Annotated in this window: 31 protein-coding genes; 12 read left to right on the top strand and 19 right to left on the bottom strand. The window is 40.4% G+C overall.

The features are described 5' to 3' along the window. The first annotated feature begins 1 nt into the window (after window position 1). From AN389_RS05125 to AN389_RS05100, 6 genes are read left to right on the top strand one after another with little or no spacing between them, the layout of a single operon-like run. On the top strand, window positions 2-628 hold the full coding sequence (locus AN389_RS05125) for a molybdenum cofactor guanylyltransferase (RefSeq protein WP_055019384.1): 627 nt from the start codon (window positions 2-4) through the stop codon (window positions 626-628). Beyond that, window positions 625-1,164 carry a molybdenum cofactor biosynthesis protein B gene (moaB, locus tag AN389_RS05120; protein ID WP_004587753.1) on the top strand — a complete coding sequence of 180 codons (540 nt, stop codon included), beginning with the start codon at window positions 625-627 and terminating at the stop codon, window positions 1,162-1,164. Before AN389_RS05125 ends, moaB begins: the two co-directional genes overlap by 4 nt. A gap of 1 nt (window position 1,165) precedes the next feature. Next, window positions 1,166-1,636, top strand: a complete 471-nt coding sequence (gene moaC / locus AN389_RS05115; protein ID WP_055019383.1) for a cyclic pyranopterin monophosphate synthase MoaC — start codon at window positions 1,166-1,168, stop codon at window positions 1,634-1,636. After that, a complete protein-coding gene (locus AN389_RS05110) occupies window positions 1,614-1,913 on the top strand; it encodes a MoaD/ThiS family protein (RefSeq protein WP_055017830.1) in 300 nt (99 codons plus the stop codon). Before moaC ends, AN389_RS05110 begins: the two co-directional genes overlap by 23 nt. Next, complete coding sequence (gene moaE / locus AN389_RS05105) at window positions 1,913-2,392, top strand: molybdopterin synthase catalytic subunit MoaE (protein WP_055015032.1); 480 nt, start codon at window positions 1,913-1,915, stop codon at window positions 2,390-2,392. The genes AN389_RS05110 and moaE overlap by 1 nt, the downstream gene beginning before the upstream one ends. Next, window positions 2,393-3,037 carry an MOSC domain-containing protein gene (locus tag AN389_RS05100; RefSeq protein ID WP_055017829.1) on the top strand — a complete coding sequence of 215 codons (645 nt, stop codon included), beginning with the start codon at window positions 2,393-2,395 and terminating at the stop codon, window positions 3,035-3,037. A 66-nt stretch (window positions 3,038-3,103) separates the two neighbouring features. On the opposite strand, the gene AN389_RS05095 is transcribed toward AN389_RS05100, so the two are convergent. Together AN389_RS05095 and metG are read right to left on the bottom strand one after the other, a co-directional pair. After that, window positions 3,104-3,748 carry a bifunctional 4-hydroxy-2-oxoglutarate aldolase/2-dehydro-3-deoxy-phosphogluconate aldolase gene (locus AN389_RS05095; RefSeq protein ID WP_055017828.1) on the bottom strand — a complete coding sequence of 215 codons (645 nt, stop codon included), beginning with the start codon at window positions 3,746-3,748 and terminating at the stop codon, window positions 3,104-3,106. Between the two features lie 102 nt (window positions 3,749-3,850). Beyond that, window positions 3,851-5,872, bottom strand: a complete 2,022-nt coding sequence (gene metG, locus AN389_RS05090; protein WP_055017827.1) for a methionine--tRNA ligase — start codon at window positions 5,870-5,872, stop codon at window positions 3,851-3,853. A gap of 187 nt (window positions 5,873-6,059) precedes the next feature. Here metG and apbC point away from each other — a divergent pair, with 187 nt between their 5' ends. Together apbC and dcd are read left to right on the top strand one after the other, a co-directional pair. After that, window positions 6,060-7,136 (top strand): iron-sulfur cluster carrier protein ApbC, encoded by a 1,077-nt coding sequence (gene apbC / locus AN389_RS05085; RefSeq protein WP_055019382.1) that lies wholly within the window; start codon window positions 6,060-6,062, stop codon window positions 7,134-7,136. A 2-nt stretch (window positions 7,137-7,138) separates the two neighbouring features. Then, window positions 7,139-7,726, top strand: a complete 588-nt coding sequence (dcd, locus tag AN389_RS05080; protein WP_055015027.1) for a dCTP deaminase — start codon at window positions 7,139-7,141, stop codon at window positions 7,724-7,726. Window positions 7,727-7,807: 81 nt separating this feature from the next. On the opposite strand, the gene AN389_RS05075 is transcribed toward dcd, so the two are convergent. From AN389_RS05075 to AN389_RS05065, 3 genes are all read right to left on the bottom strand, one after another. After that, window positions 7,808-8,467, bottom strand: a complete 660-nt coding sequence (locus tag AN389_RS05075) for a type IV pili methyl-accepting chemotaxis transducer N-terminal domain-containing protein (RefSeq protein WP_055015026.1) — start codon at window positions 8,465-8,467, stop codon at window positions 7,808-7,810. A 96-nt stretch (window positions 8,468-8,563) separates the two neighbouring features. After that, the gene (locus tag AN389_RS05070; RefSeq protein ID WP_055015025.1) at window positions 8,564-9,346 is read right to left on the bottom strand and encodes a CLCA_X family protein; all 783 of its coding nucleotides are present in this window, start codon (window positions 9,344-9,346) and stop codon (window positions 8,564-8,566) included. 16 nt (window positions 9,347-9,362) lie between these two features. Then, window positions 9,363-9,959, bottom strand: a complete 597-nt coding sequence (locus tag AN389_RS05065; protein ID WP_055015024.1) for a tRNA-uridine aminocarboxypropyltransferase — start codon at window positions 9,957-9,959, stop codon at window positions 9,363-9,365. A 137-nt stretch (window positions 9,960-10,096) separates the two neighbouring features. Here AN389_RS05065 and AN389_RS05060 point away from each other — a divergent pair, with 137 nt between their 5' ends. Together AN389_RS05060 and AN389_RS05055 are read left to right on the top strand one after the other, a co-directional pair. Then, entirely contained in the window at window positions 10,097-10,441 is a 345-nt protein-coding gene (locus AN389_RS05060) for an Hpt domain-containing protein (protein WP_055019381.1), read from the top strand. 263 nt (window positions 10,442-10,704) lie between these two features. Continuing rightward, window positions 10,705-11,922, top strand: a complete 1,218-nt coding sequence (locus AN389_RS05055; RefSeq protein ID WP_055019380.1) for a pyridoxal phosphate-dependent aminotransferase — start codon at window positions 10,705-10,707, stop codon at window positions 11,920-11,922. Window positions 11,923-12,006: 84 nt separating this feature from the next. On the opposite strand, the gene AN389_RS05050 is transcribed toward AN389_RS05055, so the two are convergent. The 4 genes from AN389_RS05050 to AN389_RS05035 form a co-directional block, all read right to left on the bottom strand. After that, a complete protein-coding gene (locus AN389_RS05050) occupies window positions 12,007-12,474 on the bottom strand; it encodes a glycine zipper 2TM domain-containing protein (RefSeq protein ID WP_004587767.1) in 468 nt (155 codons plus the stop codon). A gap of 215 nt (window positions 12,475-12,689) precedes the next feature. Continuing rightward, a complete protein-coding gene (lpoB, locus tag AN389_RS05045; protein WP_055019379.1) occupies window positions 12,690-13,307 on the bottom strand; it encodes a penicillin-binding protein activator LpoB in 618 nt (205 codons plus the stop codon). Window positions 13,308-13,318: 11 nt separating this feature from the next. Continuing rightward, window positions 13,319-13,744: a YcfL family protein gene (locus AN389_RS05040; RefSeq protein WP_024032667.1), complete on the bottom strand. Its 426-nt coding sequence runs from the start codon at window positions 13,742-13,744 to the stop codon at window positions 13,319-13,321. An 8-nt stretch (window positions 13,745-13,752) separates the two neighbouring features. Next, window positions 13,753-15,117, bottom strand: a complete 1,365-nt coding sequence (locus AN389_RS05035) for a COG3014 family protein (protein WP_055019378.1) — start codon at window positions 15,115-15,117, stop codon at window positions 13,753-13,755. 381 nt (window positions 15,118-15,498) lie between these two features. Here AN389_RS05035 and AN389_RS05030 point away from each other — a divergent pair, with 381 nt between their 5' ends. After that, on the top strand, window positions 15,499-16,371 hold the full coding sequence (locus tag AN389_RS05030) for a DMT family transporter (protein WP_024032669.1): 873 nt from the start codon (window positions 15,499-15,501) through the stop codon (window positions 16,369-16,371). Window positions 16,372-16,435: 64 nt separating this feature from the next. On the opposite strand, the gene AN389_RS05025 is transcribed toward AN389_RS05030, so the two are convergent. The 7 genes from AN389_RS05025 to AN389_RS04995 all read right to left on the bottom strand — a co-directional run bounded on the left by AN389_RS05025 (window position 16,436) and on the right by AN389_RS04995 (window position 23,091). Further along, entirely contained in the window at window positions 16,436-17,122 is a 687-nt protein-coding gene (locus AN389_RS05025; protein WP_055019377.1) for a M15 family metallopeptidase, read from the bottom strand. Then, window positions 17,122-18,252, bottom strand: a complete 1,131-nt coding sequence (dapE, locus tag AN389_RS05020) for a succinyl-diaminopimelate desuccinylase (RefSeq protein WP_055019376.1) — start codon at window positions 18,250-18,252, stop codon at window positions 17,122-17,124. Before dapE ends, AN389_RS05025 begins: the two co-directional genes overlap by 1 nt. Further along, entirely contained in the window at window positions 18,252-18,596 is a 345-nt protein-coding gene (locus AN389_RS05015) for an ArsC family reductase (protein WP_055019375.1), read from the bottom strand. The genes dapE and AN389_RS05015 overlap by 1 nt, the downstream gene beginning before the upstream one ends. A 4-nt stretch (window positions 18,597-18,600) precedes the next feature. Further along, complete coding sequence (locus tag AN389_RS05010; RefSeq protein WP_055019374.1) at window positions 18,601-19,098, bottom strand: PTS glucose transporter subunit IIA; 498 nt, start codon at window positions 19,096-19,098, stop codon at window positions 18,601-18,603. After that, the gene (locus tag AN389_RS05005; RefSeq protein ID WP_004587776.1) at window positions 19,099-19,488 is read right to left on the bottom strand and encodes an ACT domain-containing protein; all 390 of its coding nucleotides are present in this window, start codon (window positions 19,486-19,488) and stop codon (window positions 19,099-19,101) included. 226 nt (window positions 19,489-19,714) lie between these two features. Continuing rightward, the gene (pta, locus tag AN389_RS05000) at window positions 19,715-21,874 is read right to left on the bottom strand and encodes a phosphate acetyltransferase (RefSeq protein WP_055015011.1); all 2,160 of its coding nucleotides are present in this window, start codon (window positions 21,872-21,874) and stop codon (window positions 19,715-19,717) included. 2 nt (window positions 21,875-21,876) lie between these two features. Continuing rightward, window positions 21,877-23,091, bottom strand: coding sequence for an acetate kinase (locus tag AN389_RS04995; protein WP_055019407.1), 1,215 nt, complete (start codon window positions 23,089-23,091; stop codon window positions 21,877-21,879). A gap of 299 nt (window positions 23,092-23,390) precedes the next feature. On the opposite strand from AN389_RS04995, the gene yfbV reads away from it, so the two are divergent. Continuing rightward, complete coding sequence (yfbV, locus tag AN389_RS04990) at window positions 23,391-23,837, top strand: terminus macrodomain insulation protein YfbV (protein WP_055019373.1); 447 nt, start codon at window positions 23,391-23,393, stop codon at window positions 23,835-23,837. Here the strand turns inward: yfbV and rlmA are convergent. The 3 genes from rlmA to xthA are packed head-to-tail and all read right to left on the bottom strand — an operon-like array spanning window position 23,821 to window position 26,080. Beyond that, complete coding sequence (rlmA, locus tag AN389_RS04985; RefSeq protein ID WP_055019372.1) at window positions 23,821-24,624, bottom strand: 23S rRNA (guanine(745)-N(1))-methyltransferase; 804 nt, start codon at window positions 24,622-24,624, stop codon at window positions 23,821-23,823. The two genes, yfbV and rlmA, sit on opposite strands and share 17 nt — an antisense overlap. After that, complete coding sequence (locus AN389_RS04980; RefSeq protein WP_055015008.1) at window positions 24,621-25,268, bottom strand: energy-coupling factor ABC transporter permease; 648 nt, start codon at window positions 25,266-25,268, stop codon at window positions 24,621-24,623. The genes rlmA and AN389_RS04980 overlap by 4 nt, the downstream gene beginning before the upstream one ends. Before the next feature lie 5 nt (window positions 25,269-25,273). Beyond that, window positions 25,274-26,080, bottom strand: a complete 807-nt coding sequence (xthA, locus tag AN389_RS04975) for an exodeoxyribonuclease III (RefSeq protein ID WP_055015007.1) — start codon at window positions 26,078-26,080, stop codon at window positions 25,274-25,276. Between the last annotated feature and the right edge of the window lie 23 nt (window positions 26,081-26,103).

Below are 26,103 nucleotides of genomic sequence, written 5' to 3'. Positions count from 1 at the left end.
AATGAGCAATAAAGCAGTATTTACGGGGGTTGTACTCGCGGGTGGGCAATCATCAAGAATGGGTAGCGATAAAGCCAATCTCATTTTAAAAAATAAAACATTACTGCAAAATGCCTGTGAATTATTAAAAGCTGTAGGAGCAAGTAATGTACTTATAAGTCGTAATGTACAAAGTGCTACTGCGCAATACATACCCGACATTTACCCTGATTCTGGCCCGCTTGGGGGGATTTATTCAACCTTAATGGCAACAGAGCAAGATATACTTGTAACCGCTGTTGATATGCCATTGCTTACTTGCACGTTATTATCGCAAATTGCATCTGCAGGCAGCGATAATTCCCACTTTCAATCAAATCAGCCACAAATACATGCGTGGCACTTTGAAAATGAACCGTTACCCCTGTATATTCGTAACACCCAAAGCGTTAAACGTCATTTAAAACAATTACTCATAAGCACAAATAGTCATAAATCAATTAAACAGTTTACCCGTAGTATTGGTGTACAAACGCTAAAATGTAATAAAGCGCACGCACTTGTTAATACCAATACACCGGCGCAATTTAGAGCTGTTAATGAGCAATTTGACCAACACAAACCTAATTTATTGAGAAGAACCCTATGAGCCACACAACTGAGTCACAAATCGCATTAAACATTGCCGTAATGACAGTAAGCGATACACGCGATGAAATTACGGATACGTCAGGCCATTATTTAATTAAAGCGCTAACTGAGGCAGGCCATCACTTAGCGGATAAAGACATCGTTAAAGATGATGTTTATCAAATGCGTGCAGTCGCCTCACAGTGGATTGCCGATGACACTATTCACGCTATTTTAGTCACCGGTGGTACGGGGTTTACCGAGCGCGACTCAACACCCGAGGCATTTGCACCGCTATTTGATAAAAGCGTAGATGGATTTGGCGAGCTATTTAGACATATTTCTTACGGCGAAATTGGTAACTCAACTATTCAATCGCGTGCATTGGCAGGCCTTGCTAATAATACCGTTATATTTTGCATGCCAGGCTCTACGGGCGCATGTAAAACAGCCTGGACAGGTATTATAAAAGATCAGTTAGACTCAATGCACAAGCCATGTAACTTTGCCCCGCATATTACAATTGGTAAAAAATGCGAATCGCGAGAGCAATAATATGCTAAGCCACGTAGACGAAAATGGCCAAGCAAACATGGTTGATGTATCGCTAAAAGAGGTGACTCTGCGCGATGCATCTGCCGAGGCCTATATTAAAATGAGCAAACAGGCTTTTGAGCAAGTGCTGCTTAATCAAAATAAAAAAGGTGACGTGCTAGGCGTTGCCCGTATTGCAGGTATTCAGGGCGCTAAAAAGTGCGCCGATTTAATTCCGCTTTGTCATCCGCTTGCACTGAGTAAAGTAGCTGTTGATTTTGAGCTTGATGAAGCAAATAGCCAAATTAAAGTCACCAGCTACTGTAAATTGGCGGGCAAAACGGGCGTTGAAATGGAAGCGCTCACCGCTGTATCTGTGGCGACCCTTACACTATTTGATATGTGTAAAGCCGCCGATCCGCTTATGGAAATACACGGTATGCGTGTCACGCAAAAAGCAGGAGGTAAGCATGGCGGCTGGCAGCGAGACTAATTTCAATGATACTGATGCAGCTGCAGGGCAGGTAAATGTACTATTTTTTGGCCAACTTAAAGAGCGCCTAAAGTGCGATAAGCTAACCGTTGAGATAGCGCACCCCCTTAGCGTTGCAGCGTTTAAACATATGCTGGTTGAGCAAAATCCGCATTGGCAGGCATGGCTTGAAGAGCGTGATGTTTTGTGTGCGCTCAATCAAACTATGTCATCAAGCGATGAGCTTGTAAAAGCAGGGGATGAACTTGCTTTTTTCCCACCCGTTACAGGTGGCTAATGAGTATAAGCATTAAAGTACAAACCCACGATTTTTCAGTCGGTGAGCAACACAATGCACTTTGTAGTAATAACAAAAGCGATGGTGCAGTAGTCACGTTTACAGGGCTTGTGCGAGAATTTAGCAGCGGCGATAACGTAATCGCCCTTGAGCTTGAGCACTACCCAGGTATGACTGAGCAACTACTGCAATCAATAGCCGAGCAAGCACAAACACGCTGGCAACTTGCCCGCATAAGCATTATTCATCGAGTCGGTTATTTAGCCCTTGGCGAGCAGATTGTATTTGTTGGCGTAACCTCCCGCCACCGCCAAGCTGCGTTTGAAGGCGCACAATTTATTATGGATTACTTAAAAAACCACGCTACGTTTTGGAAAAAAGAGCATTTTAAAGATTCATCAAACTGGGTTGAGTTTAAACAAAGCGACAAACAAGCACTGGATAAATGGCAAAGTATCGAACAGGATGCAATTGAGTAAATGCAGATAATCTCTACCAATATCTCTAAAATAAAAACGGTTGTTCATAACGGCAAAGAAGTTAAAACCGGTATTTTTAAAACGCCAACCAGTGCGCCTGTTGTTATTGAAAAGCTAAATATAATAGGTGATGAACAAGCAGATTTAGTTAATCACGGTGGGGTGGATAAAGCGGTTTATGCGTTTTCACATAATCATTATGCTTACTGGAAACGCACCCTAAAAAATGATGATTTAGCAGTCGGTGCCTTTGGCGAAAACTTTACAATTTCAGATCTTGATGAGCAAAACATTCATATAGGCGATCGTATTCGTGTAGGTACTGCACTGCTTGAGGTAAGCCAGCCGCGTGTGCCTTGCTTTAAATTGGCTATTGCACTTAATAATAAACAAAGCCTAAAACTGTTTACGCAGTATTATCACACGGGTGTTTATTTTAGAGTACTTGAGCAGGGGGTGGCTAAAACGGGTGATACAGTTACTATTGAATATAAAGCTTCGCATAATATTTCGGTTAAAACGTTGTTTCAGGCGTTCTTTGATAAACAATACCCAGATTATGAAAACGTATTATTAGCGGCACTTGAATTACCCGAACTTGCACTCGAGTGGCAAACTAAAATCAAAAAGAAATTAGGTATTTAAAAGAGCGTTATTAAAGCTGGATTACCCTTAATAAAAGCTCACTTTTAGCCAGTATTATTTAGTTTGTTAAGCAAGCGCTGATATGTATTTGCACACCAATTGGCTTAATGTGTCGTATTGATGGTTGTTGTTTATCGGCTTACTAAAATCACTACTTACTGCCACTGCGCTTGCCCCCGCTTCAAACCAATCTGTTAGGTTGTCTAAGTTAATGCCGCCTACGGGCATTAATGGCACATCAGAAAAAGGCCCCGTTAGCGCTTTAAAGTAATTAACCCCCATACTACCTGCAGGAAAAACCTTAATAATATCGGCGCCATAGTCTATAGCATTGGCGACATCGGTAGGGGTGAGTGCCCCCATTAACACAGGTAAACCATGGCGGTGGGCAAGCTCTACAACGGCTTGATTAGTATTGGGTGTAACTAAAAATTGCGCACCAGCATCAATCGCTTGTTGCGCAAGGGCGGTGTTAATTATTGTGCCAGCGCCAATCAGGGTATTTTTATAAGCAGCACGTGCTTTTGTTATTTCTTGCTCAAAGCCTGGTGTATTTGAGGTGATTTCTAGTGCGTTAATGCCTGCATTAACTAAGCAATTAATTAAGGGGGCTACATCGCTTTGTTGCTTTAAGCGAATAATAGCCACCAATTTATCTTGCCTTATTTTCTTGCTTATTTTTATTCTGTGGGCATTTAAAATTTGGCTCATAATTTTAATTCACTTTATTTTATTAAGAGACTTATCTATCAGCGTTTTTTTTAACTATAAAAAAAACCGCTGAAATATCAGCGGTTTTTTATAAGTAATAAATTACATTACACGCATACCAGGCTCAGAGCCATCATCTGGGTTAAGAATGTAAATTTCTTTACCGCCAGGGCCTGCAGCTAATACCATACCCTCTGACATACCAAAGCGCATTTTACGTGGTTTAAGGTTTGCAACCATTACAGTAAGTTTGCCCTCAATGTCTTCTGGTGCGTAGGCCGATTTAATCCCCGCAAACACTTGGCGAGTTTCGCCGCCTAAATCAAGTGTAAGTTTAAGTAGCTTGTCAGCACCTTCAACGTGTTCTGCTTTGGCAATTTTGGCTACGCGTAAGTCTACTTTTGCAAAGTCATCAAATTCAATTTCATCCGCAATTGGCTCTTTTGCAAGTGGGCTATTAGGGTCAATTGTTACTTTTGATTCTAAGCTTTCTTTTGATTCTTCTACCATTTTGTTCACTTTGTCCATTTCTACACGTTGCATTAACGGCTTAAACTTATTAATAGGGTGGTTTACTAGTGCATTTTGAACACCATCCCACGCTAAGTCATCGTTTAAAAAGGCTTCTACGTTTGCAGCCATACCTGGTAATACAGGTTTTAAATAGGTAATTAAAACACGGAACAAGTTAAGGCCAAGCGAGCACACTTCGTGCGCTTCTTGTTGTTTTGCTTCATCTTTAATAAGTACCCAAGGTGCTGCGGCATCAATAAATTGGTTTGCTTTGTCGGCAAGGGCCATAATTTCACGAATAGCGCGGCTGTATTCACGGTTTTCATAATGAGCAGTAATGCTTGGAGCAGCAGCTTGAAATTCTTCAAGTAGCTCTGGCTGCATGATTGTACTGCTTAATTTACCGTCGAACTTTTTAGTAATAAAGCCCGCACAACGGCTTGCTATGTTAACTACTTTACCTACTAGGTCTGAATTTACACGTTGTGCAAAGTCTTCTAGGTTTAAATCAAGGTCAATAATGCCGCTGTTTAATTTAGCTGCGTAGTAATAACGTAAATATTCTGGGTCTAAGTTATCAAGGTAAGTACGCGCTTTAATAAACGTACCCTTAGATTTAGACATTTTTTCGCCATTTACGGTTACAAAACCATGAGCAAATACATTGGTTGGTTTTCTAAAGTTAGCGCCTTCTAGCATGGCTGGCCAAAATAAGCTGTGGAAGTAAATAATGTCTTTACCAATAAAGTGGTACAGCTCAGCATCAGAACCCTCAGCCCAAAATGCATCAAAGTCGAGGCCTTTTTCGTCACACAAGTTTTTAAAGCTGGCCATGTAGCCAATAGGCGCATCTAACCACACGTAAAAATATTTACCAGGTGCGTTTGGAATTTCAAAACCAAAGTAAGGTGCATCGCGGCTGATATCCCACTGTTGCAGGCCATCGGTAAACCACTCATCTAGTTTGTTAGCCATTTCTTGCTGAATAGTACCTGAGTGTAACCACTCTTTTAACATGCCTTCAAATGCTGGCAGGTCAAAAAAGTAGTGCTCTGAATCTTTTAAAATAGGTTCAGCACCTGACATTACCGAGCGCGGGTTTATTAATTCGGTAGGACTATAAGTTGCGCCACACGAGTCACAGCTATCGCCATTTTGGTTTTCAGACTTACACGTAGGGCAAGTGCCTGTTACAAAGCGATCGGGCAAAAATATGCCTTTCTCAGGGTCGAATAACTGTGAAATGGTGTGCTTTTTAATATGACCAGCATCGTTTAGACGGTTATAAATAAGCTCACTCAATTCTTTATTTTCTGAGCTGTGGGTGCTGTGGTAGTTATCAAACTTAATGTTAAAGTCGGCAAAGTCGCGTTGGCGTTCAATGCTTACATTTTTAACCATTTCTTCAGGCGTGATCCCTTGCTTTTGCGCATTAAGCATAATTGGCGTGCCGTGAGCATCGTCGGCGCAAACATAATACGCTTCATGGCCTTGTAGTTTTTGAAAACGTGACCAAATATCAGTTTGAATATATTCCAATAAATGGCCTAAGTGGGTAGGGCCATTTGCATAAGGTAATGCGCTGGTAATGAGGATCTTTCGCTGCGTCATAATCATTCCGAATTGAGGATAAATCACCCTTTTTACTACAAAAAAGGCGATTATCATTAATTTATCAATAAGCTTAGGACTAATAGGTCGCTTAGCTTATGGATTTTTGTTAATTGACTGGTGTTAATGCCCTGAATGTTACATAATTCTGTGGCACTTTTCATCAAAGAAACGCTATTTAATTGCTATGTTTGGACTGTCGAAACTATTCTCCTCTAAATCGGTTCAAAAACAACCGATTATTACCGCTTTAGCGGCGTATCGTAGCGCGGCGTTTGCCGTGGGTATTGATGAAAGCTTTATTGATAGCATTTCACAAAATGACGATAAATCAATACGTATAAAACTGATACTGCCTTTTGCAGCGCAATCAGAAATGCCACTTGTTGAGCAGCATGTAAGTGAAAGTATAAAAACACCAGTAACCATAGACTCTTCGGTTATCATAAATGAACCTGCAAAATTTAAAGCCATTAAACATATTGTGCTGGTTGCCTCGGGTAAAGGCGGTGTGGGTAAATCAACTACCGCGGTAAATTTAGCGGGTGCGCTTAAAAATGAAGGCGCTAAAGTAGGGATTTTAGATGCCGATATTTATGGACCATCTATTCCTATGTTATTGGGGCTTGTAGGCGCAGAGCCACAAACTAAAGATAACAAACTATTACAGCCGTTTAACGCTAATGGGATCAAAGCCCAGTCAATCGGCTTTTTAGTGCCAAGTGATGACGCAACAGTGTGGCGAGGCCCCATGGCATCTGGAGCGCTTAACCAATTGTTAAACGAAACAGGTTGGGGTGAACTTGATTATCTGATTGTTGATATGCCGCCAGGTACCGGTGATATACAGCTAACTATGAGCCAAAAAGTACCAGCCAGTGGTACGGTTATTGTGACTACGCCACAAGATTTAGCTTTAGCCGATGCGCAAAAGGGCATTGCTATGTTTAATAAAGTAAACGTACCTGTGCTTGGTTTAATTGAAAATATGAGCCATTACATTTGTACTCATTGTGGTGAAGCAAACCATGTGTTTGGTAAAGATGGCGCAGAAAAACTGGCCCATAAACACGGCGTACCGGTGTTAAGCCATATTCCACTTGCTATAGATATTCGTGAATATTCAGAACAGGGTAAACTTATTGCCAGCGATACTAGCGCAGCTATTAGCGACACATACAGTGCTGCGGCAAGACTGATTGCCAGCACGCTTTTTTATCAGCAACACCAAAGCAGTGTTGAAATTGTGATTACAGAAGATTAAAAATGAGACTTTCAGACACACATATAAAAGAATACCTAAATGACGGCCGTATTGTTATTGAGCCTGCGCCAACGAGCGAGATGATTTCGGGCGTAACAGCAGACTTGCGCCTAGGGAATAAATTTAGAACTTTTAACGCACACAATGCAGCGTACGTAGATTTAAGTGGCCCTAAAGATCAGCTTAATAAAGCTATGGAATCAATAATGAGTGAAGAGATTGAGCTTGCTGATGGGGAAGCTTTCTTTTTACACCCAGGCGAGCTTGCGCTGGCCATTACCCATGAAAAAGTAACATTACCTGCTGATATAGTCGGTTGGTTAGATGGGCGTTCATCGCTTGCCCGCTTAGGTTTAATGGTGCATGTAACAGCACACAGAATCGACCCAGGTTGGAGTGGCAATATTGTTTTAGAATTTTATAACTCAGGTAAGTTACCACTAGCGCTGCGCCCAATGATGAAAATTGGTGCAATGAGTTTTGAAATGCTTTCAGGCCCGTGCGAAAAGCCATACAACATCCGTAAAGATGCAAAATATAAAGATCAAAGCAGTGCAGTAGCAAGCCGCATTAGTGATGATAACTTATAACAATATAAAGTTTTTAAGCGTTTAAATGGCCGTGTTGTTAGCTAGTTTAAACGCTTAATTACTTAACTGAGCGAACTAATATTAAATCTGTTTTTTATTTCTGGCTTTATAAACGAGTAAAAGCTCTACTACAATAGATAGTAAAATTACAATAATTACAATACCTTGAATAGTATGTAGTTTTTTAATTCGATCAACACTTTCTTTTTCGTACTGTATAACCACCGCATTAAATGCTTTTAAAAGCGGCTCTTTTGCTAAAGAAAAAAAGCTTTCTTGAGCTGTATCTAAATTAAGTGTTTGTGTTTTTATTTTCAGTACCTCTTCAACTCTATCTGAAAACATCCTTAATTTTTTATCAACATTAATTGGCTCTTTAAAATACATTGCTAATAGCTCGTCTGATAGTGGGCTTTCGTTACCTAATACTTGCGCCCCGTAGTGCTCACTCAATAAGTACTTATGATTATTTTTTAAAGAGTTTAAAGCATTAATGGCCAGTAATTTTGAATCCTGCGAGCCATACATTAAATACTCTAATGTAAACATGCTTACCCGTTGTGAGAGCATTCTTTGTTGGCCACTTACATTAACTATTTTCCCCGTATCGGATTGCGCTTCAATGACTTCTTCAAGCATAAAGTGTATACAAATAGATAAAATCGCTATAACAGTTAAAGGAACAATATAAACAAAAGAGATAGCACTGCGCTTTTTATATGTAGGATCAGTATTTACCATTTAAATGCTACTTATTTAAACTATTTATTCTTTAGGATAGGATAGTTTAAATATAAGATTTTTCACGTAAATAAAATTTACAAGGTAGCTTGTGACTTATTGAAATTGATGAAGTGCATAACCTAGTAGTTCAAAATAATGGTTAAGCGCTTTATTTGCTTTATTAACATGTTCAGCACTTGGATATATTAAATTACTGCTTTTTAAGCCACTGACTAAAAAGCTATTTTGAATAGTGCTGTGGGCATCTATGCAGGCTTCAAAGCAGCGTGCTGCTAACTCCTCAGGCATGCTCATGTAGTTCATGTTATGCGCTTGGTCGTGTTTAATGCATGTTTGTACAAATTCATTTGCATCTTCTCCATGACAATCTAAAAATACTTCTTTGTAAAAATCGTTTAGCGCTTTATTTAGAGGGTGAGCTAAGTTAGGTGTATTTGAAAGCCATAATTTTGATGCAAATCCAAAGCGAGGTTTAGCTGCAAATAAATGCTCGCTTATATGGTGGTCAAATGCATGAAACCACTCGTGAGCAAGTGCGCCACCGCCCGCGTTTTTAGCAAGCGCAAGGGTTTGTGAGGCTGCGTTATAATGCGCTTGCACACCTTTTTGTCCACCGTGCCCAAAGGCAAAATTTAGTTTGCCGCGCAGGCCAATGGCTTTGGGCGGTAAATGCAGTATTTGAGCAAGGTCGGCGAGGGCATCGTAAATTAAGTTTGCACTAATAAAACGCTCTTCTTTGGTTACCCATTTACCGATCACCATAGACCTAAAACCAAAGGTGTCTCTAATATCGCTAAAGTCGACTTGGTCGTCAAAGCGGTAATCGGGGCCTTGGCGAGTAAAGCCTCGTTTTAGTCTGTTTGGGTAACTACGCATTATAATTTAAGTGTGGTTAATTTAAGTATCGGGCTTTTACGTGTTCAGGCATGTGTTGGGTTTGTTTTTTTATTAATTCGTCTAATAAATTATAAAGTGGAGCAGGGTCTAGCTGCTCTAATAAAGACAAACTATGTGCAACGGCCTCAAGTGTAGAGAGACTATCAGCTCTGGGGGCTTTTCGAATAGCATAACGGTTTTTCGGCAACTGCTTAAAGCTCACGGTTTTGAACTTACTTAGCAATGGGGTGAGCTGTAAAATTTTATAGGCTTTTTTCCATGTGCCGTCTATCACAATTAAATGAGTGATATTGTTTATCTCAGCGCTGCGAGCTTTCTCATCTAAATTTATAGCCTGCTCATTAGGGTAAAGTAAAACTGTAGATTCTAAAGGTAGGCTTTTTAGTATTGCAAAATCGTTATTATTTTCACCTTTGACTATTTCGCAACCAGTAAGGCTTAAATTAACTAATTTTGCAGTGTTTTTAGCTATTTTTTCTTCGCTTGGGTGTTGTAGAATAATAACTCTAACTTTGTTATTTATACGTGAAACAGCCTTGCATATACAGGTTGAGGGCGTGAACTGACAGCGTTCACAAATTTTGCGACTCATTACTTAAACTTTTTATAGTGAGAGTATTCTGATAATTATACATTTATAAAGCAATAAAGTTGGATTTTTTTACGCATAGATATACAGTAATACTATTAATTATAAAATGACACGGAATGTTAAAAAGGGCTTAAAATATGACAGAAATACAAATAGATGACGCTGCCTTGCAAAGTATGCAGTCGTTACTGGGCGAGCAGTTTAAAGATACACTTGAATTTTGCTGTAGTGAGTTCGAGCGCCTTGCAAATGAAGTAATAGCGACTATTGGTAACGATAAAGAAGCGGCTATACGTCACGCCCATAGTTTAAAATCGAATGCAGCTCAGTTTGGTGCCACGAGTTTATCTGATGTAGCCCGTGATATTGAACTTAATCTAAATCAAGATAACTTAGCGCAAGCTGCTACGGCATCTACAGATTTATTGGCGCAAGTAAGTGGTTCGCAGGCCCAATTAAGAGCGTGGGTAGAGTCTAATTAACTTTATTTGTTAACGTGAATTTATTTCAGTATTAAGCAACTAATTACGCTGGCATTTTACGCCTTTACTAGGGTAGTCTTAGACTTTACTAGGGCGTGTTTGGCCTCTCGATAATAAATTTGATCACGCATTGCCCAAGGGCCACCCTTGGGCTAGTAACACAATTTTACCGAGCCCGTTAGGTTATAACCCTCGCATTGAACAAACCCACTCCTAGTTAATTATTTTTTTCCATAAAGCCAGTTCGCCCCAAAGAGGTAAAAATGTCAGATATTAAAAAGAGTCACAAATTAGAAGGTGTATGTTATGACATTCGTGGACCGGTTTTAGCGCAAGCCAAAAAAATGGAAGACGAGGGTCAGAAAGTACTAAAACTTAATATTGGTAACCCTGCTGCATTTGGTTTTGATATGCCAGAGGACATGCACCGCGATATTATTCGTAATTTGTACTCGGCTCAGGGCTATTGCGACTCTAAAGGTTTATACTCAGCTCGTGTAGCGGTTTATCAGCATTATCAGCAACGGGGTTTACATAACCTTGATGTTGATAATATTTATATTGGTAATGGGGTGAGTGAACTTATTCAAATGATCACCCAAGCGCTATTAAATAACGATGACGAAGTGCTTATTCCAGCACCTGATTACCCGCTGTGGACTGCGTCAGTTAAATTAGCGGGCGGCAACCCTGTTCATTACTTGTGCGATGAAGAACAAGATTGGTTTCCTGATATTGCAGATATAAAAAGCAAAATTACGTCAAAAACCAAAGCACTTGTGCTAATTAATCCCAATAATCCTACTGGCGCGGTTTATAGTGACGATTTATTAAAAGAGTTAATTAATGTAGCACGCGAGCATAAGCTGTTATTGCTTAGCGATGAAATTTACGAAAAGATTTTATACGATGGCATCACTCACACCTCAATTGGTGCGCTATGCGATGATGTGCCCATTATTACCTTTAATGGCTTAGCTAAAACCTACCGTGCGGCAGGTATTCGAATGGGCTGGATGGTACTAAGCGGGCGCACCTCAGCAATGGAAGATTTACGCAAAGGGCTAGATATTTTATCGTCTATGCGTTTGTGTGCCAATGTACCCGCCCAGTATGCGATACAACAAGCGCTAGGGGGCGTGCAATCAATAGATAGCTTAATCGACCCAGGCGGGCGATTATATGTTCAGCGCGATATTGCTTGGCGTGGGCTTAATGCTATTGAAGGGATAAGCTGTAAAAAGCCAAAGGGGGCGCTTTACGCGTTTGCTAAGGTAGATACGGCTCATTTTAATGTCACTGATGATGAAAAAATGATGTTTGATTTACTAAAAGCAGAAAAAATATTATTAGTGCATGGGCGTGCATTTAATTGGCCAGAGCCTGATCACTTTAGGTTAGTGTTTTTACCTAACAAAGACGATTTATCGAGTGCGATGCTTAAAATGCAGCGCTTTTTTAAAGACTATCGCCAAGTTTAGTTAATTCCAACTAATGCGCTGTAAAATAAAAAACGAGCTTAAATAGCTCGTTTTTTATTTACGCGATACTGCTGATACGGGCTGTTAGTACGCGCGGTCAACTCTTACGGTATTATCACTTAAATAAACAAGGCGTACGTTATCACCTTTACTAAAGCGCATTGACTGGTCTTGGTCTTGTACCACCATGTATTGATCGCCGTTTTCTACCTGAATCAATAACTCTACTAGGTGTGTTTGCTTATAATAGCTTTTTTGCTGATTATTATGCGCCACGCTTCCGCCAATGACTGAGCCTAAAATAGTAGCGACGGTACGACCGCTCCCACCACCAAATTGATTACCGACAACCCCCCCGAGTAGAGCGCCGCCAAAGGTTTTCCAGCCATTGTTTTTGTCTTGCACAAGCTCTTGTTCGGTAATTTTACGTACAGATTTTACATCGCCAAATAAAACCTGTTGTACAGGCACGGCTTTGTTTCGCTCATAGTTAGCAAAACTTGGTGCACTGAGTGTAAGCAATGCACACATTGCTATAGTTAAGGCTTTCATAGGTGTCTCCTATTGGTGTTACGCAAAGGCAATATTTTTGCCTTTGCGTGGAAATGTATACCAATGCGCAAAAATACTTAAATATTTTTGGGCTAAACGTGTCACTACCGGCGTTAAAAATTATCATTTAAAACAAATAAATAGCAATTTTTCCTAGCTATCAACGCGTTTATTCCGCCTCAAAATAGATCAGTTAATTAAGCGAATTGGTATTATTACCAACCAAATGTCGATTTTTCTTTCGTTTTACGAATTTCAGTTTCGTCTGCCCACTCTACTAGGCCGCTTTGCATATCCATCAAGCGCATTGTAAATTTGTAATACACATCTGATTTATCAGCATTTGATTTAACAATGCTCGATAAGTTGCCGTACAACATGTATTGCGCACCAATTTGTTTACCAAAGGCAACTGCGGTGGCAGGGTTTACAAGGGCATCTTCGTTTTGAAAGTTAAGCTGCTCACGTACTGATTCAACACGGGTCATGTCAACAAAACGAAACTTACCGCTGCGCAATAGTTGCGTAGAGATTGAGTCGGTAATAGATTCAGTGTCTATGTGTTCACTGGTTTTATTTTTAATGCGCTCAACAAATACCACAGGGCGTTTGTTTTGGGTCATTGTGCCAATAACCGGCGAGCTAAGTAGTGAGTCGGTCATTTGGCTGGCTACTTTTTGTAAATCGGTAGAGCCAAAGTTTATATCGGTGGTTTCTACTGCTTGCGCGTCGCCATAACTAACTACGGCTTTATTGGCACAACCGCTTAAAATGAGTGCGCTGAGGCCAATAGCAGCATAACTCGATAACGTTTTAAATTGTGTAGTGATCATCTTTATAACCCTTATTCTTTAAATTCTTGTGCGTCGGTAGACACTTCTCTTACAGCGAGCGAAAATGTAACCGCATCCGGTGTTGGCGCTAAGCCGGGTAATTGTGTTTTAGAAAAACCAAACAGTGTTAAGGCTTGCCAAGGTGAGTGGTTTCCTTTAATTACAAACCCGTCTTTGTCGTACCAATTAAACTGATACTGTAAATATTGCGACTTTTTATATTGGCTGCTTAGTGTTACTACCACGTCGGTTAACTGGTTTGTTTGGCGTGTTTTAACATCGGTAATGGCAAGCTTTTCACCTAGAGCAGGATTATCAACATGTAACTGCTCGTTAAATGTATTTTTGCTTTGCTCAACCGAAATGCCTGATGTATCAGGTTGGCTTGCACATGCCCCAAGCATTAATGCAGCCACTAATGGCAAAGTATATTTCATGATGACTCCTAGAGTTGAACCACATGGTAGTTAAAATAGTTATTAATAGAGGTTAGGTAAATTAAGGTTAACCCTTGCTTACTAACGGTAAAATTAATAGGCGCATGGTTGCCTATTAAAAGTGTATGCGACCCTGCATTTAAACTGCTACGTGCCATGCTTATTTGATTAGGTAAAGTAAGCCAACTGCGTGTATCAGCCTGTTCAGACGCCAAATTATAAATATTAGCAATAATATTGCCTACATCGCCTGTGCTACGTGCAAGCTCTGCGCGCACTTTTTCTTTGGCTACCAAGCGTAATACTTGCCTAGATACGCGAGCCGGTATTTGTTGCTCTAATGTTTTAGCCGCTAATGCTTCTATATGCACTAACGGGTTTAGCTCTAAATTTTGCGAACCTATATTTACGCCATTAATGTTAGCTATAAACGCATTATCTTTATAAACCGGCATTGCTAAACTGTAAAAACGCGCATCGCCACCTGAGGTATAAATAGGCAAGCGTAATTTAAATTCATCTTGTTTAGGCACTAAGCCTTGTTCAACCAATATAACCACTTCACCGTGATTAGCACGAAGGGGCTTTAATGGGCTAAAGCGACGCTCAAACTCTTCTAAATCTTGGTTAAAACCTTGCTTTTTAGCTAATCGCATTACATCTTGCTGTAAGTAGTGATTATCAGGTTGAATCTCTAATGCTTTTTTATAATCAATGTAGGCATCATCGTATTGTTTATCACTTTGGTACAACAGTGCAGATAAATAAAACGTAAAGGCATTTTGAAAACCATTTTTAATACCGCGTGTCACATTACTCATACTTGGGTAATGCTGTTGTGCTTGCTCTATTGTGTCGTTTATTTGTGTTTGATTATCTGCAAGCGCATCGACTTGTACTTTGTTAGCGCGACGTATTTCAACCAAGGCGCCTTCTAAATCACTGTTGTATACATAATTAAGTGCTTTGTAGCTATGTAGCATGCTCATTTCATATGCCGGTGGTACATAGGTAATGGCAGAGTCGTTAGTAAATAAGGCGTTACTTTGTTCAAGCCCTGCACTTAATTGAATTTTTGCTGCTTCTTGTTTTGTTTGTACCTGGGCGTATACGTTTTCAAATTGTTGCTGTGAAAGACTTTGCTCGTTAGCAAGGTCTTTTAAACGGGCTTGCTCTAATTGGTTAAGTAAATAGCTACTGTGTAACTTACTATTGTTGGCAATAAGTGATTGAGCCTGTTCAATATTGTTATTTTTAATTGCGTTTCTTACAGACGTCATTTGGCTTGCATAGTCGTTAAATAAATCATTAAAGCCTATGGTGCTGCATCCACTTAATATAAAACAAACACTTAAAATTATACTTTGGCGCACTGAGCACTCCTATATAGTTAGGTTTTAAAGATTAACATACTCTGGTTTTGGATTTGTGTGAAATAGTGTAAAAAAGCGTAGCCTACTTTAGGGCATATAGACTGTGAAGATTGAAAGTTATTCTCCCTAAGGTCAGCGCGCGTTAGTTAAATTACGTGTATTTAAGGTAGGCAAATCATCATGAATAGCTTGTGAATACCAGAGGGTAGACGCGTAATTCCAGCAATTTAGCAGTATATAAAGTTATAATGCTGCGAATAAGATTAGAGTAATTACAACAATGCCGCTTTACATTTAAATGGCTCAGCTGTTTAAATACAGAGCTGACTGTGCAAGCCAATTTAAAGCATCTCATTATAAGGTTTTAGTTAAGGAGCGATTTTGAAAGCCACTTTATACACCCTCGTTGCATTAATAGCCTTTGCGGCAAATTCTTTACTTTGCCGTATGGCGTTAGCGCAAGGTTATATTGATGCGTGGAATTTTACAATTATCAGGCTCGTAAGTGGTGCCGTGTGTTTAGGCTTAATTATGGCTGTATATACGTATAACCTTAAGCGTAAGGGCGCGCTTAATAATGCTATTTTAAGTGATACCGGAAGTTGGCGAAGCAGTATTAGTTTATTGGTATATGCACTTTGTTTTTCTATTGCTTATATAGAGCTAGATACAGGCACCGGTGCGCTTATTTTATTTTCGGCGGTGCAACTTACCATGATTGGTTGGGGCATATATAAAAAAGAGCAGCTGAGTAAATTGCAGTGGGGGGCTTTTTTTGTCGCGTTAGCTGGATTTGTGTATTTAATGTTGCCCTCTGCTGCTGTGCCTTCTTTGTTAGGGGCATCGCTTATGGCGTTAAGTGGTGTTGCATGGGGCGTTTACAGTATACGTGGTAAAGCATGTGTATCGCCGCTGCGGACCACCGCCTTTAACTTTATAAGAAGCTTAGTGGCTATTCCTGTTTTATTACTTGTAGCAATAGGCTATTTAAAAACAGTAAGTATGCAAGGGGTGTTACTAGCGTGCGCCTCGGGCGCAATTGCATCAGGCATTGGTTACAGTATTTGGTATGTGGCCATGCCGCTACTAAAAAGCACGCAAGCGGCGGTTGTACAGTTATGTGTGCCTGTACTAGCTGCTATTGCAGGTATGTTGTTTTTATCTGAGCAGGTAACAGTGGAGTTTATTATTGCAAGCTCACTAATACTTGGCTCGGTATTGGTGTTTATATTAAATAAGCATACAGCGCGGTAATGCCAATAAAAGTTGCCACGTTTTATCAGTACTGATGGCTTTTTAAATGACTAAAAGCCCACTATTAAGGCGGGCTTACATTTGTTATAAAACGTTTATATAGCGCGGGTAAATTATCTAAAATGGCTGACTTACCCTCTAAATCGCTATTGCTTATACATTCGTAAAGCATCGCTTCGCTTAATGTGTTTACTAACCGCTGAGATTGCTTAATATGGCTAATATGCCAAAGTTCAGGTGCTACGCCGCCTAGATCCTGTTTGTAGGGGCGATAAAAACCATATTTAGCTAGATTTTTATCAAGCCACTGGCTGAGTGGCGCAAATGGTCCCCCATGTTGATATTCATCAGGGATAAGTTGCAGCTTATAGTCATCGTTAATTGCAGCGGTATCATACACATCAAGGTCGGTACCTAAATGATGCCGACTAGCACCTGGCAAGGCAGAGTAGAGCATAATAGCCGTGCATTTTTCCAGCTCATTTAGTTGGCTTAAATCCACTATCTGTTGCTGTTTATTAAAAACAGGGCGTATACCTAAAAACTTGTTATTCCAAATCATGGCTTGGCGATTAAAATCGCGAAAACTTGAGGCAATAGTCAGCTCAAAACCAGCGTTTTTAGCGCCATTTTGCAGGGCTAAAAAGTCATCAATAATATCAGTATGTAACCGATGCGATTGAATCTCAGTGAGATGTGTATCACTTTGCCCAGTGATACACATTGCTAATGTATTGGTATCGAGTGCCATTAGGTTAACAGTTGCTCTAAAATTTGCTCGTAAATATCAGCTAAAGCGATTAAATCATCGGTGCTTACACATTCATCTACTTTATGAATAGTGGCGTTGTTCGGGCCTAGTTCAATCACTTTTGCGCCTGTTTGCGCTATAAAGCGCCCATCTGATGTACCCCCGGTGGTTTCGAGGTTAGTGGTTAAGCCCGTGACAGATTTAATCGCATTTACGGTGGCATCAACTAATGGGCCATGCTCGGTTATAAACGGCAAGCCGTTTACTATCCAGCTTAATTCGTAGTTTAAGTCATGCGTTTGTAAAATAGCATTAACCCGTTCTTGTAATTGCTGATGAGTTACTTCGGTACTAAATCTAAAATTAAATTGCACCTCAAGCTCGCCCGGTATGACATTCCCGGCCCCCGTGCCACCATTTATATTTGATACCTGGAAGCTGGTTGCAGGGAAAAATTCATTGCCGTTGTCCCACACGGTTTGGCTAAGTTCAGTAATGGCGGGGGCAGCCAAATGAATTGGGTTTTGTGCTAAGTGGGGGTAGGCTACATGGCCTTGCACACCTTTTACTTTTAAAAAGCCAGTAAGGGAGCCACGACGGCCATTTTTTACTACATCACCGAGTACATCTCGCGATGAAGGCTCACCCACTAAGCACATATCAATTTTTTCACCACGTGCTTCAAGCGTGTCTATTACTTTGGTTGTGCCGTTGATAAAGGGGCCTTCTTCATCGGAGGTAATTAAAAATGAGATAGAGCCTTTATGATCAGGGTTTTTAGCCACAAAGCGCTCAGTAGCAACAAGCATTGCCGCCAGAGAGCCCTTCATATCAGCTGCGCCTCGGCCATGCAGCAAACCATCTTCAATTAAGCCTGAAAATGGCGGGTGCTGCCAGTTTTGTGCAGGTCCTGTAGGGACTACATCGGTATGACCAGCAAAACAAAAGTGTGGCGACTGGTTTCCTTTTCGGGCCCATGTATTGAGTGTATCGGTAAAAAATAACGACTCAATATTAAAGCCTAGGGCTTTTAAACGCTCGTTCATCATTGATTGGCAACCCGCATCTTCAGGGGTTACCGACTCGCGCTGAATAAGCGCTTGTGCAAGTGCAATTACTTCATGTGTCATTATTTAAATATCTCATCGTATTGCGCAGCTTTAAAGCCTAAGTGGTAGCTGTTGTCATTAACAAGCACTGGGCGCTTGATCATAGCTGGTTGCTCTACAAGTAATGTTATAGCAGTGTCTTTGCTTAGGTTTTGCTTTTGCTCATCACAGAGTGCACGATAGGTTGTGCCACGCTTATTAACTAATTGCTCCCAGTCAATATGCTCAGCAAATTCGCTTACAAGCTGCTCGTTTACACCGTCTTTTCGGTAATCGTGAAAGGTAAAATCTATGTTGTTGTCGGCGAGGTATTTTTTGGCTTTTTTAATGGTGTCGCAATTACTAATGCCGTAAAGAGTGATCATAGGTTTAGTTCTTCTTAATAATAGTTAAAAGGGGGTCTACACCCGCATTTACTTGCGTGTGTGAATAATGAAAAGTGCCTAAGTTATGGCCATTTAATAGCACCAAGCTGGCTAGTAAGGGCGATTTAAGTTCGCGTAAATCAAAGTAAGCTAAGCGCTGCCCTTTACTTATTTTGCTGCCATTTAGCTGTGCAATATGTGTGTGTGTAATAGGCTGCTGCGCCGGTAGTGACAAGTTAATGAGAACCTTTAAACCGTTATTTGCTTGGAGAATAAATTCACATCCTGCATTTTTAACCTGCACTAAAGTGCCATCAAAGGGCGCTAAAATTTTATGATTACTTAGTGCAACCAACATAGTTGGCCCAAGGGTAGAAAATTTAAAAAAGGGCTCAGGGTGTTGGTTTAAATCAATGACTTTGCCGCTAAAGGGGCTGGTAATTTTTAATGCGCTGGCGGGGAGCTTATTTTGCGCTAAAAACTCGATAGAGGCTGCTCTCATTTATTGATCTACTACTAAATTGTAGCCATCGTTTTTAAGTGCAGTGATGGCTTGCTGCGCAGTGTGTTTTTTTACCAAAATATAATCTGTGTCGTAGGTTGAGATGGAAAAAATAGAAATATTAGCCTTTGCAAGCACGCCAGATATATTGGCCATAATCCCCGTTAAAGAAAACCCCAACGGGCCAACCACTTCAAGTGCTTGCCAATCAGGCTCTGTATCTAAACACTCAATAGCAAAATGACTAGGGCAAACAATAGAAAGCTCATCGTGAGTTTTAGAAATAAAAAATAGGGGTAATTTTAATAGCGCTACAGGAATGTCCGCATCCACTTCTAGACTATGAATTGACAACAGCGTGCTGTGTAATTGTAATGTTTGTTTTGACATTAATAACCTGCAAACAGCGTATAGAGTCAGTTAATAGTATAGATTATTGGCTTTAAATTAAAGGTGTAACAGCCACTAAAATAAAGGCTGTGTGGCTGTGGGTAATAAGGATTTAAAACTTACCCACAATTTCTGTGGATAAGTATGGGAATTGGCAGGTATAAATAGCCTAACTAACTAATTAATAAGTAAATACTAGCTAGGCTATAAAAAGCACTAGTGTGATTTACGCGTTGTCGAGCGCTTCAACTTGTGCTGCTTGAATAGCCGTAAGTGCGATGGTGTACACTATATCATCGACTAGGGCGCCACGACTTAAATCATTCACGGGCTTTCGCATACCTTGTAGCATTGGCCCTATGCTGATCAAATCGGCACTACGCTGTACGGCTTTATAGGTGGTGTTACCGGTATTTAAATCGGGGAATATAAATACCGTAGCTTTACCGGCTACTGGACTATTTGGTGCCTTTTTAAGCGCAACATTTTCCATAATTGCAGCATCGTATTGTAGTGGTCCATCAATAATTAAATCTGGACGTTTTTGTTGAGCAATTTGCGTGGCTTCACGCACTTTTTCTACATCGGCGCCAGAGCCTGATGTACCTGTACTGTAGCTTATCATGGCAACACGTGGCTCTATGCCAAACGCGGCTGCAGAGTCGGCTGACTGAATAGCGATATCTGCTAATTGTTCCGCATTAGGGTCGGGGTTAATTGCACAGTCGCCGTATACCAGTACTTGGTCAGGAAGCAGCATAAAAAACACAGACGATACAAGTGATGACCCTGGTGCGGTTTTAATCAGCTGTAACGGTGGACGAATTGTATTGGCTGTTGTGTTAACCGCGCCAGATACTAAGCCGTCAACTTTACCTTGCTCAAGCATCATAGTGCCAAGGACAACATTATCTTGTAATTGCTCTTGTGCTACAACTTCTGTTAAGCCTTTGCCTTTACGGATCTCGACCATAGGTGCAACGTAGTCGTTGATCACCGATTTTGGCTCAATAATACTTACATGCTCATTAAGCTCAATACCTTGTTGCTCGGCAATACGCATTATTTCATCGCGGTCGCCAAGTAATACGGTTTTTGCGATACCACGTTGTCCACAAATAGCGGCGGCTTTAATAGTACGTGGCTCATTTCCTTCAGGAAGTACCACCGTTTTAGCCGCTTTACGGGCTTTATCAGTCAGTAAATAACGAAACGCAGGCGGAGAGAGTTTACGTGTTTTGCCAACATTTTTTGCAAGCGTATCAAGCCAATCAGAATCGATATATTCTGCGTTGTGATCTTTTACTTTTTCAATACGTTGGTCATCATCGCTTGGTACTTCCATATTAAAATTATGTAGCAGTAATGAGGTACGCCAAGTATCGGCCTCTGTGGCTAATATAGGCAAGCCTGTTTGCATGGCTTGTTCACACAGCGCCATGATCCGCGGCTCTGGTTCAAAACCACCGGTAAGTAAAATTGCACCAATTTTAGTGCCGTTCATAGCCGATAAACACGCAGCGACAAGTATGTCGGAGCGATCGCCCGGGGTTACTAATAAAGCACCCGGTGTAAAGTGGTTTAAAATGTTTGATACGGTACGCGCACAAAACGTAATGCGACGCAGGCGACGGTGTAGCATGTCGCCTTCGTTAATAATGGTGGCTTTTAAATAGGCACTTAAGTCTTTAACGCGCGGCGCGACTAAATCAAAATCCCATGGGATGGCCCCTAACAGCATAAACGGGTTTTTTCTGAAAATAGGTAAAGATGCTAAACGGTTTAATTCGTTATCGAGCTCTTCTGCTTTGTATGAATCGACCAAGTCAGCGCGGGCGCGGCCTTCTTCATCAAGCGGGGCGTTCACTTTATTAAAAATACAGCCTAAAACGCGAGGGTGATCAATCCCACCATAATACCCAGCAGCAATTTCTAAACGGTCTTCAATTTGCGTAATGTTATAATTACCAGGTGTTAATACAAATACAATATCGGCACCGAGTGTTTGGGCTATTTCGCGGTTTACACGCCCTGCATAAGGTTGACGGCGAGTAGGCACCATACCTTCAATAATAGCGACTTCGTCATCATTAATTTTACTTTCAAAGCGCTCAACTATTTCTTCAAGTAAATCATCGCCTTTACCATCACCAATCATTTGCTCAGCATAGCTTAATGCAAAAGGGGTGGGCGGGGTAATTGATGAGCCTTGCATTATAATTTGAGTCGACTTTTCAGGGCCTGTTTCACCTGTGCGAGGCTGGGCTATTGGCTTGAAAAAGTTCACTTTTACGGTTTTTTGCTCAAGCGCACGCACTAACCCGACAGAAACAGATGTTAACCCAACACCAGTAGAAACCGGAATTAACATAATACGACGTGCCATAATTAAAGCTCCTTCACAATGTTAGCGGCATCAAGGGCAATCACCCATTCTTCATTAGTTGGCATTACAACGGCTTTCGTTGCTGCCTTTTCAGAGCTGATAATGCCTTCATTACCAAAGCGTGCATCTAAATTGGCTTGTTTATCGCAATCTAAGCCTAAAAACGCCAATTGTGCGATCACTTTTTCACGAATAATATCTGAGTTTTCCCCTATACCGCCGGTAAAAATAAGCGCATCTAATTGCTGTAATGGCACCATGTAGGCGGCAATCTGTTTCGCAAGGCGGTAGCAAAAAATATCAAGTGCAAGGGCGGCTTGTTCATGGCCTGCTAAAGCGGCTTCTTCAATGGTTCTGCAGTCGTTAGACAGTTCACTAATACCTAACAAACCACTTTCTTTATTAAGTAAGTTGTCGATTTGTTTTGCATCGTAATTAAGCTGTGTCGTTAAAAAGTTAAACAAACCTGGGTCGATATCACCACTGCGGGTGCCCATAACTAACCCAGCAAGCGGCGTTAAGCCCATGCTCGTATCTACACTCTTACCGCCTTTAATTGCACACACAGAACAACCATTACCTAAATGCGCACTAATAAAGTTACTTTTCTCAACAGGTTTATTGATTAATTTTGCGGTTTGTCCAGCTACATAATAGTGGCTTGTGCCGTGCATACCGTAACGGCGAACACCGTGTTCTGTATAAAGTTTATAAGGAAGTGCATATAAGTAGGCCACTTTATCCATTGTTTGATGAAACGCAGTGTCAAAAACAGCAACCTGTGGCAAGCCAGCAAACGACGCTTGCGCTGATGAAATTCCCAGTAAGTTTGCATGACCATGTAAAGGGGCAAGGCTTGAAGCATCTGAAATACCTGCAATGACTTTTTCATCCACTAATGCAGATTGAGTAAAGTGCTCACCACCGTGAACAACACGATGGCCTACGGCAATTAAATGCTCATCTAAATGGTGATCTTTTATTAAGCTTACCAACGTATTAATTGCTTCGCCATGCGCTTGATTAGCAGCTAAGGTAATAACGGTTTTATTACCTTGGTATTTATATTTTATAGATGGATTTTCTGAACCTAGGCGTTCAGCTAAGCCCGAAATAATTTCATTTCCGTTATCAGCATCAATAATGGCAAATTTTAAACTCGAGCTACCACAGTTTAATACTAAAACGTGTTGTGACTTTGAGGGCGTAGTTGGCATAGAGGCAGTTTCCATAAACAATAAATTTGGTAAGTGTATATTAAGCTATAAACAATACACTTAAGATGAAAATTAAAGGTAAACTTAGCCACTATAAAGGTAATAAAAAAGCGACTAAAGTCTAATTTTTAAGGTGACTATTTTAACCCAGTTAGTAAATTTAGTTTAGTGTTTAGTTGCTTATATATACAAAAACAATAACTTTTAATGCTAAAGTGTGAAGCTGTTTATTTGTGTTACACTTATAATCAGTGGCAAGCTGGCGCTACGGGTTAAAAGTTTAGATGTGAGGAGTCATGATGCAAAAAAGTGTGATGTCACAGTTACAAGCGGGTAGAGAATATGCAAAAAAATGGCCTATGCGTAAAGAGTTAGCACCGTTGTTTAACGAATTTAAAGTGATTAAAGCTACTGAGCTTGCAATTACTGTTATGCCGATATTAGCTATGCTTACACTCTTTTTTCAGCTAAATTATTTAGGTCCTGATTTTTTACCGCAAGCGATTGCCAGTGCTTTGTTTTTCTTATCACTTCCTTTACAAGGTCTTTTTTGGCTAGGAAAGCGCTCTCAAACAGAGTTAGAACCAAGTATGCAAAAATGGTACAACGAGTTGTATTCTAAAATGGTTGCAAACGGATATCAGGCTCAATTAAGCGAAAAAAAGCCCCGTTATATGGAGCTTGCTCACTTGCTAAAAGACATGTTTGATAAAATGGATAAAGCGTTTACTAAAGATCAGTTTTAGTAAATTGAGTTATGTAAAATGATAAGGTGACAGTATGCTCACCTTTTTCCTCTAGTGCGCTCCAGTGCTCTGGCCTAAACTTCCACGCAAACGGTGTCATCATTATTAAATTTTTAATATCTGAAAAATTAAGCGTAACCTGCTCTGTAATGAGCTTTTGATCAGCTTTTGTAAAGCCGCTCGGCGTGTCAATTTCTGTGTGTTGTGATACATCTGCATATATATATTCTTTAAGCTCTTTCAAATGCCATGGCCCAGGGCTTGCAACTACTAATATGCCATTAGGCGCTGCTAAACGGGCCAGCTCTTGATCAAATAAAGGCGCAAAAACACTCAGCAATACGTCAGCAGTGCCTGATTTAAAGGGGGCTTGGCTAATGGATGCAACACTAAAATGACACTGCGAGTAGCGCTTTGCTGCATATTTTACGGCTGATTTAGAAATATCGACACCGTAAACCTGCGCCTCTACTTTATCGGCAATGGCATGAGTATAAAATCCTTCGCCACACCCAAGATCTATAAGTACTTTTGGTTTGCGCTCACTAATTATATTACTTAATGCGTTCTGTAAGAATGCATAAAAGCCGCGTTCTAAAAAAGCACGTCTAGCTTGTACCATTTCGAGTGAATCACCCGGTTGTTTAGAGTTTTTGTGCTGCACGGGTAGCAAATTTACATACCCTTCTTTTGCAAAGTCGAAGGTGTGATTATTGTCACATCGAAGTGATGAATTATGTTTTAAAAGTGCGTGGTTACATAAAGGGCAATGGTATTGCAGACTCATGAGTCTAAGTAATCCTTATCATAAAAAGTTTTAACCCAGTGTGGTCGATAAGTGATCAAAAGCGTAATGGCCATACCGTTAAGCATTGCCTCAGGAAACCAAATGATAGCACTTAGGTATACGTAATTATCCGCCAATTCTTGCCAATTATATTGCCCTATAAGTAAATAAAATAAAGCCCCTAAGCTTATTTTTAGGCATGCAATAAAGCCTGCTAACATAAAAGAGCACACAAAAATATAAACAAAAAAATGACGTGGTAAATACTGATAACTTATTATAAAGCCAAGGTAGCTTAATAATGTAGGAATAAATGCGCCAAACAGTATTTGCATGGGCAAAAGATTAAGATCAACGTTTGTAAAAGCCGCTAATAAAGCACTGGCAAGCAGGCTACTTAAAATAGTAAGGCGCCACCCTAATATAAGCGTTACTGCAGTCACACCTAAAATGTGTAAATCAAGACCACTTAAAATCCCCGCTTTAATTTGCCATAACATTGCAAATACTAATGCGCACGCCAATACCCCTATCTGCCGCGCTGGGGTAATATAAAGTACTTTATAGGTAGTTTTTTCTACACTTATAAAGGTAACAATGATTACAAGGGCCCAAAGTAGCCCTTGTATTTCAAGCGATAACATATCAATTAGTTAAAGGTTGACCAAATAGGCGCATGGTCAGAAGGCTTTTCTATACCGCGTAATTCGTAATCTATACCGGTATCAATACAGCGCTCGGCAAGAGCGTGGGTAGCAAGCACAACATCAATGCGAAGACCCCGATTGTCTAAAAATCCTTTAGAGCGATAATCAAACCATGAGTATTTGTCGTTTGTTTCAGGGTTTTGCTCTCTGAAGGTATCTTTAAAACCCCAATCTAATAATTTTGCAAGCCATTCGCGCTCTTCTGGTTGAAATGAGCACTTACCTGTTTTAAGCCAGCGTTTAGCATTCACTTCACCAATACCAATATCTAAGTCAGTGGGGGAAATATTGATATCGCCCATAACAATAACGTCTTCACCTGGCGTGTGGTTTGTATCTAGATGGGTCATTAAGTCTTTGTAAAACTGACGCTTATAAGGGAATTTTGTTTCATGATTTATATTATCGCCTTGCGGGAAATAACCATTCATTACCGTTAGGTCGCGGCCATTTTCTTGTTCAACTGTTACACTTATCATACGCTTTTGTGCTTCTTCGGTGTCGGTAGCAAACCCTTTTAAGACCGATTTAGGCTCATTTTTGCATAACATTGCCACACCGTAGTGTGCCTTTTGACCATGAAAATAAACGTGGTAACCCATTTTTTGTACGTCCTCAAGAGGGAACGCCTCATCATGAACTTTTATTTCTTGCAAACCAATAATGTCTGGCTGGTGTTTATCTATAATTGCTTGTAACTGGTGTAAGCGTGCTCGCAGACCATTGATATTGAAAGAAATAACCTTCATAAAATTTACCTTTAGTTAGACTC

Origin of the sequence: Pseudoalteromonas sp. P1-7a (assembly GCF_001401855.1) — a bacterium.
Lineage (GTDB): Bacteria > Pseudomonadota > Gammaproteobacteria > Enterobacterales > Alteromonadaceae > Pseudoalteromonas.
Note: the sequence above shows the minus strand (reverse complement) of the source record. Positions and strands in the feature narration are given on the sequence as shown.

Coding starts and splice junctions, on each gene's coding strand:
- moaE (WP_055015032.1), top strand. CDS start 1,913: ATGAGTATAAGCATTAAAGTACAAACCCACGATTTTTCAGTCGGTGAG.
- moaB (WP_004587753.1), top strand. CDS start 625: ATGAGCCACACAACTGAGTCACAAATCGCATTAAACATTGCCGTAATG.
- yfbV (WP_055019373.1), top strand. CDS start 23,391: ATGCAAAAAAGTGTGATGTCACAGTTACAAGCGGGTAGAGAATATGCA.
- AN389_RS05010 (WP_055019374.1), bottom strand. CDS start 19,098: ATGAGAGCAGCCTCTATCGAGTTTTTAGCGCAAAATAAGCTCCCCGCC.
- AN389_RS05015 (WP_055019375.1), bottom strand. CDS start 18,596: ATGATCACTCTTTACGGCATTAGTAATTGCGACACCATTAAAAAAGCC.
- AN389_RS04995 (WP_055019407.1), bottom strand. CDS start 23,091: ATGCCAACTACGCCCTCAAAGTCACAACACGTTTTAGTATTAAACTGT.
- xthA (WP_055015007.1), bottom strand. CDS start 26,080: ATGAAGGTTATTTCTTTCAATATCAATGGTCTGCGAGCACGCTTACAC.
- AN389_RS05095 (WP_055017828.1), bottom strand. CDS start 3,748: ATGAGCCAAATTTTAAATGCCCACAGAATAAAAATAAGCAAGAAAATA.
- metG (WP_055017827.1), bottom strand. CDS start 5,872: ATGACGCAGCGAAAGATCCTCATTACCAGCGCATTACCTTATGCAAAT.
- AN389_RS05070 (WP_055015025.1), bottom strand. CDS start 9,346: ATGCGTAGTTACCCAAACAGACTAAAACGAGGCTTTACTCGCCAAGGC.
- dapE (WP_055019376.1), bottom strand. CDS start 18,252: ATGACACATGAAGTAATTGCACTTGCACAAGCGCTTATTCAGCGCGAG.
- AN389_RS05055 (WP_055019380.1), top strand. CDS start 10,705: ATGTCAGATATTAAAAAGAGTCACAAATTAGAAGGTGTATGTTATGAC.
- AN389_RS05040 (WP_024032667.1), bottom strand. CDS start 13,744: ATGAAATATACTTTGCCATTAGTGGCTGCATTAATGCTTGGGGCATGT.
- lpoB (WP_055019379.1), bottom strand. CDS start 13,307: ATGATCACTACACAATTTAAAACGTTATCGAGTTATGCTGCTATTGGC.
- rlmA (WP_055019372.1), bottom strand. CDS start 24,624: ATGAGTCTGCAATACCATTGCCCTTTATGTAACCACGCACTTTTAAAA.
- AN389_RS05110 (WP_055017830.1), top strand. CDS start 1,614: ATGGCGGCTGGCAGCGAGACTAATTTCAATGATACTGATGCAGCTGCA.
- dcd (WP_055015027.1), top strand. CDS start 7,139: ATGAGACTTTCAGACACACATATAAAAGAATACCTAAATGACGGCCGT.
- AN389_RS05050 (WP_004587767.1), bottom strand. CDS start 12,474: ATGAAAGCCTTAACTATAGCAATGTGTGCATTGCTTACACTCAGTGCA.
- AN389_RS04980 (WP_055015008.1), bottom strand. CDS start 25,268: ATGTTATCGCTTGAAATACAAGGGCTACTTTGGGCCCTTGTAATCATT.
- moaC (WP_055019383.1), top strand. CDS start 1,166: ATGCTAAGCCACGTAGACGAAAATGGCCAAGCAAACATGGTTGATGTA.
- AN389_RS05075 (WP_055015026.1), bottom strand. CDS start 8,467: ATGGTAAATACTGATCCTACATATAAAAAGCGCAGTGCTATCTCTTTT.
- AN389_RS05005 (WP_004587776.1), bottom strand. CDS start 19,488: ATGTCAAAACAAACATTACAATTACACAGCACGCTGTTGTCAATTCAT.
- AN389_RS05060 (WP_055019381.1), top strand. CDS start 10,097: ATGACAGAAATACAAATAGATGACGCTGCCTTGCAAAGTATGCAGTCG.
- AN389_RS05025 (WP_055019377.1), bottom strand. CDS start 17,122: ATGGCACTCGATACCAATACATTAGCAATGTGTATCACTGGGCAAAGT.
- apbC (WP_055019382.1), top strand. CDS start 6,060: ATGTTTGGACTGTCGAAACTATTCTCCTCTAAATCGGTTCAAAAACAA.
- pta (WP_055015011.1), bottom strand. CDS start 21,874: ATGGCACGTCGTATTATGTTAATTCCGGTTTCTACTGGTGTTGGGTTA.
- AN389_RS05065 (WP_055015024.1), bottom strand. CDS start 9,959: ATGAGTCGCAAAATTTGTGAACGCTGTCAGTTCACGCCCTCAACCTGT.
- AN389_RS05125 (WP_055019384.1), top strand. CDS start 2: ATGAGCAATAAAGCAGTATTTACGGGGGTTGTACTCGCGGGTGGGCAA.
- AN389_RS05100 (WP_055017829.1), top strand. CDS start 2,393: ATGCAGATAATCTCTACCAATATCTCTAAAATAAAAACGGTTGTTCAT.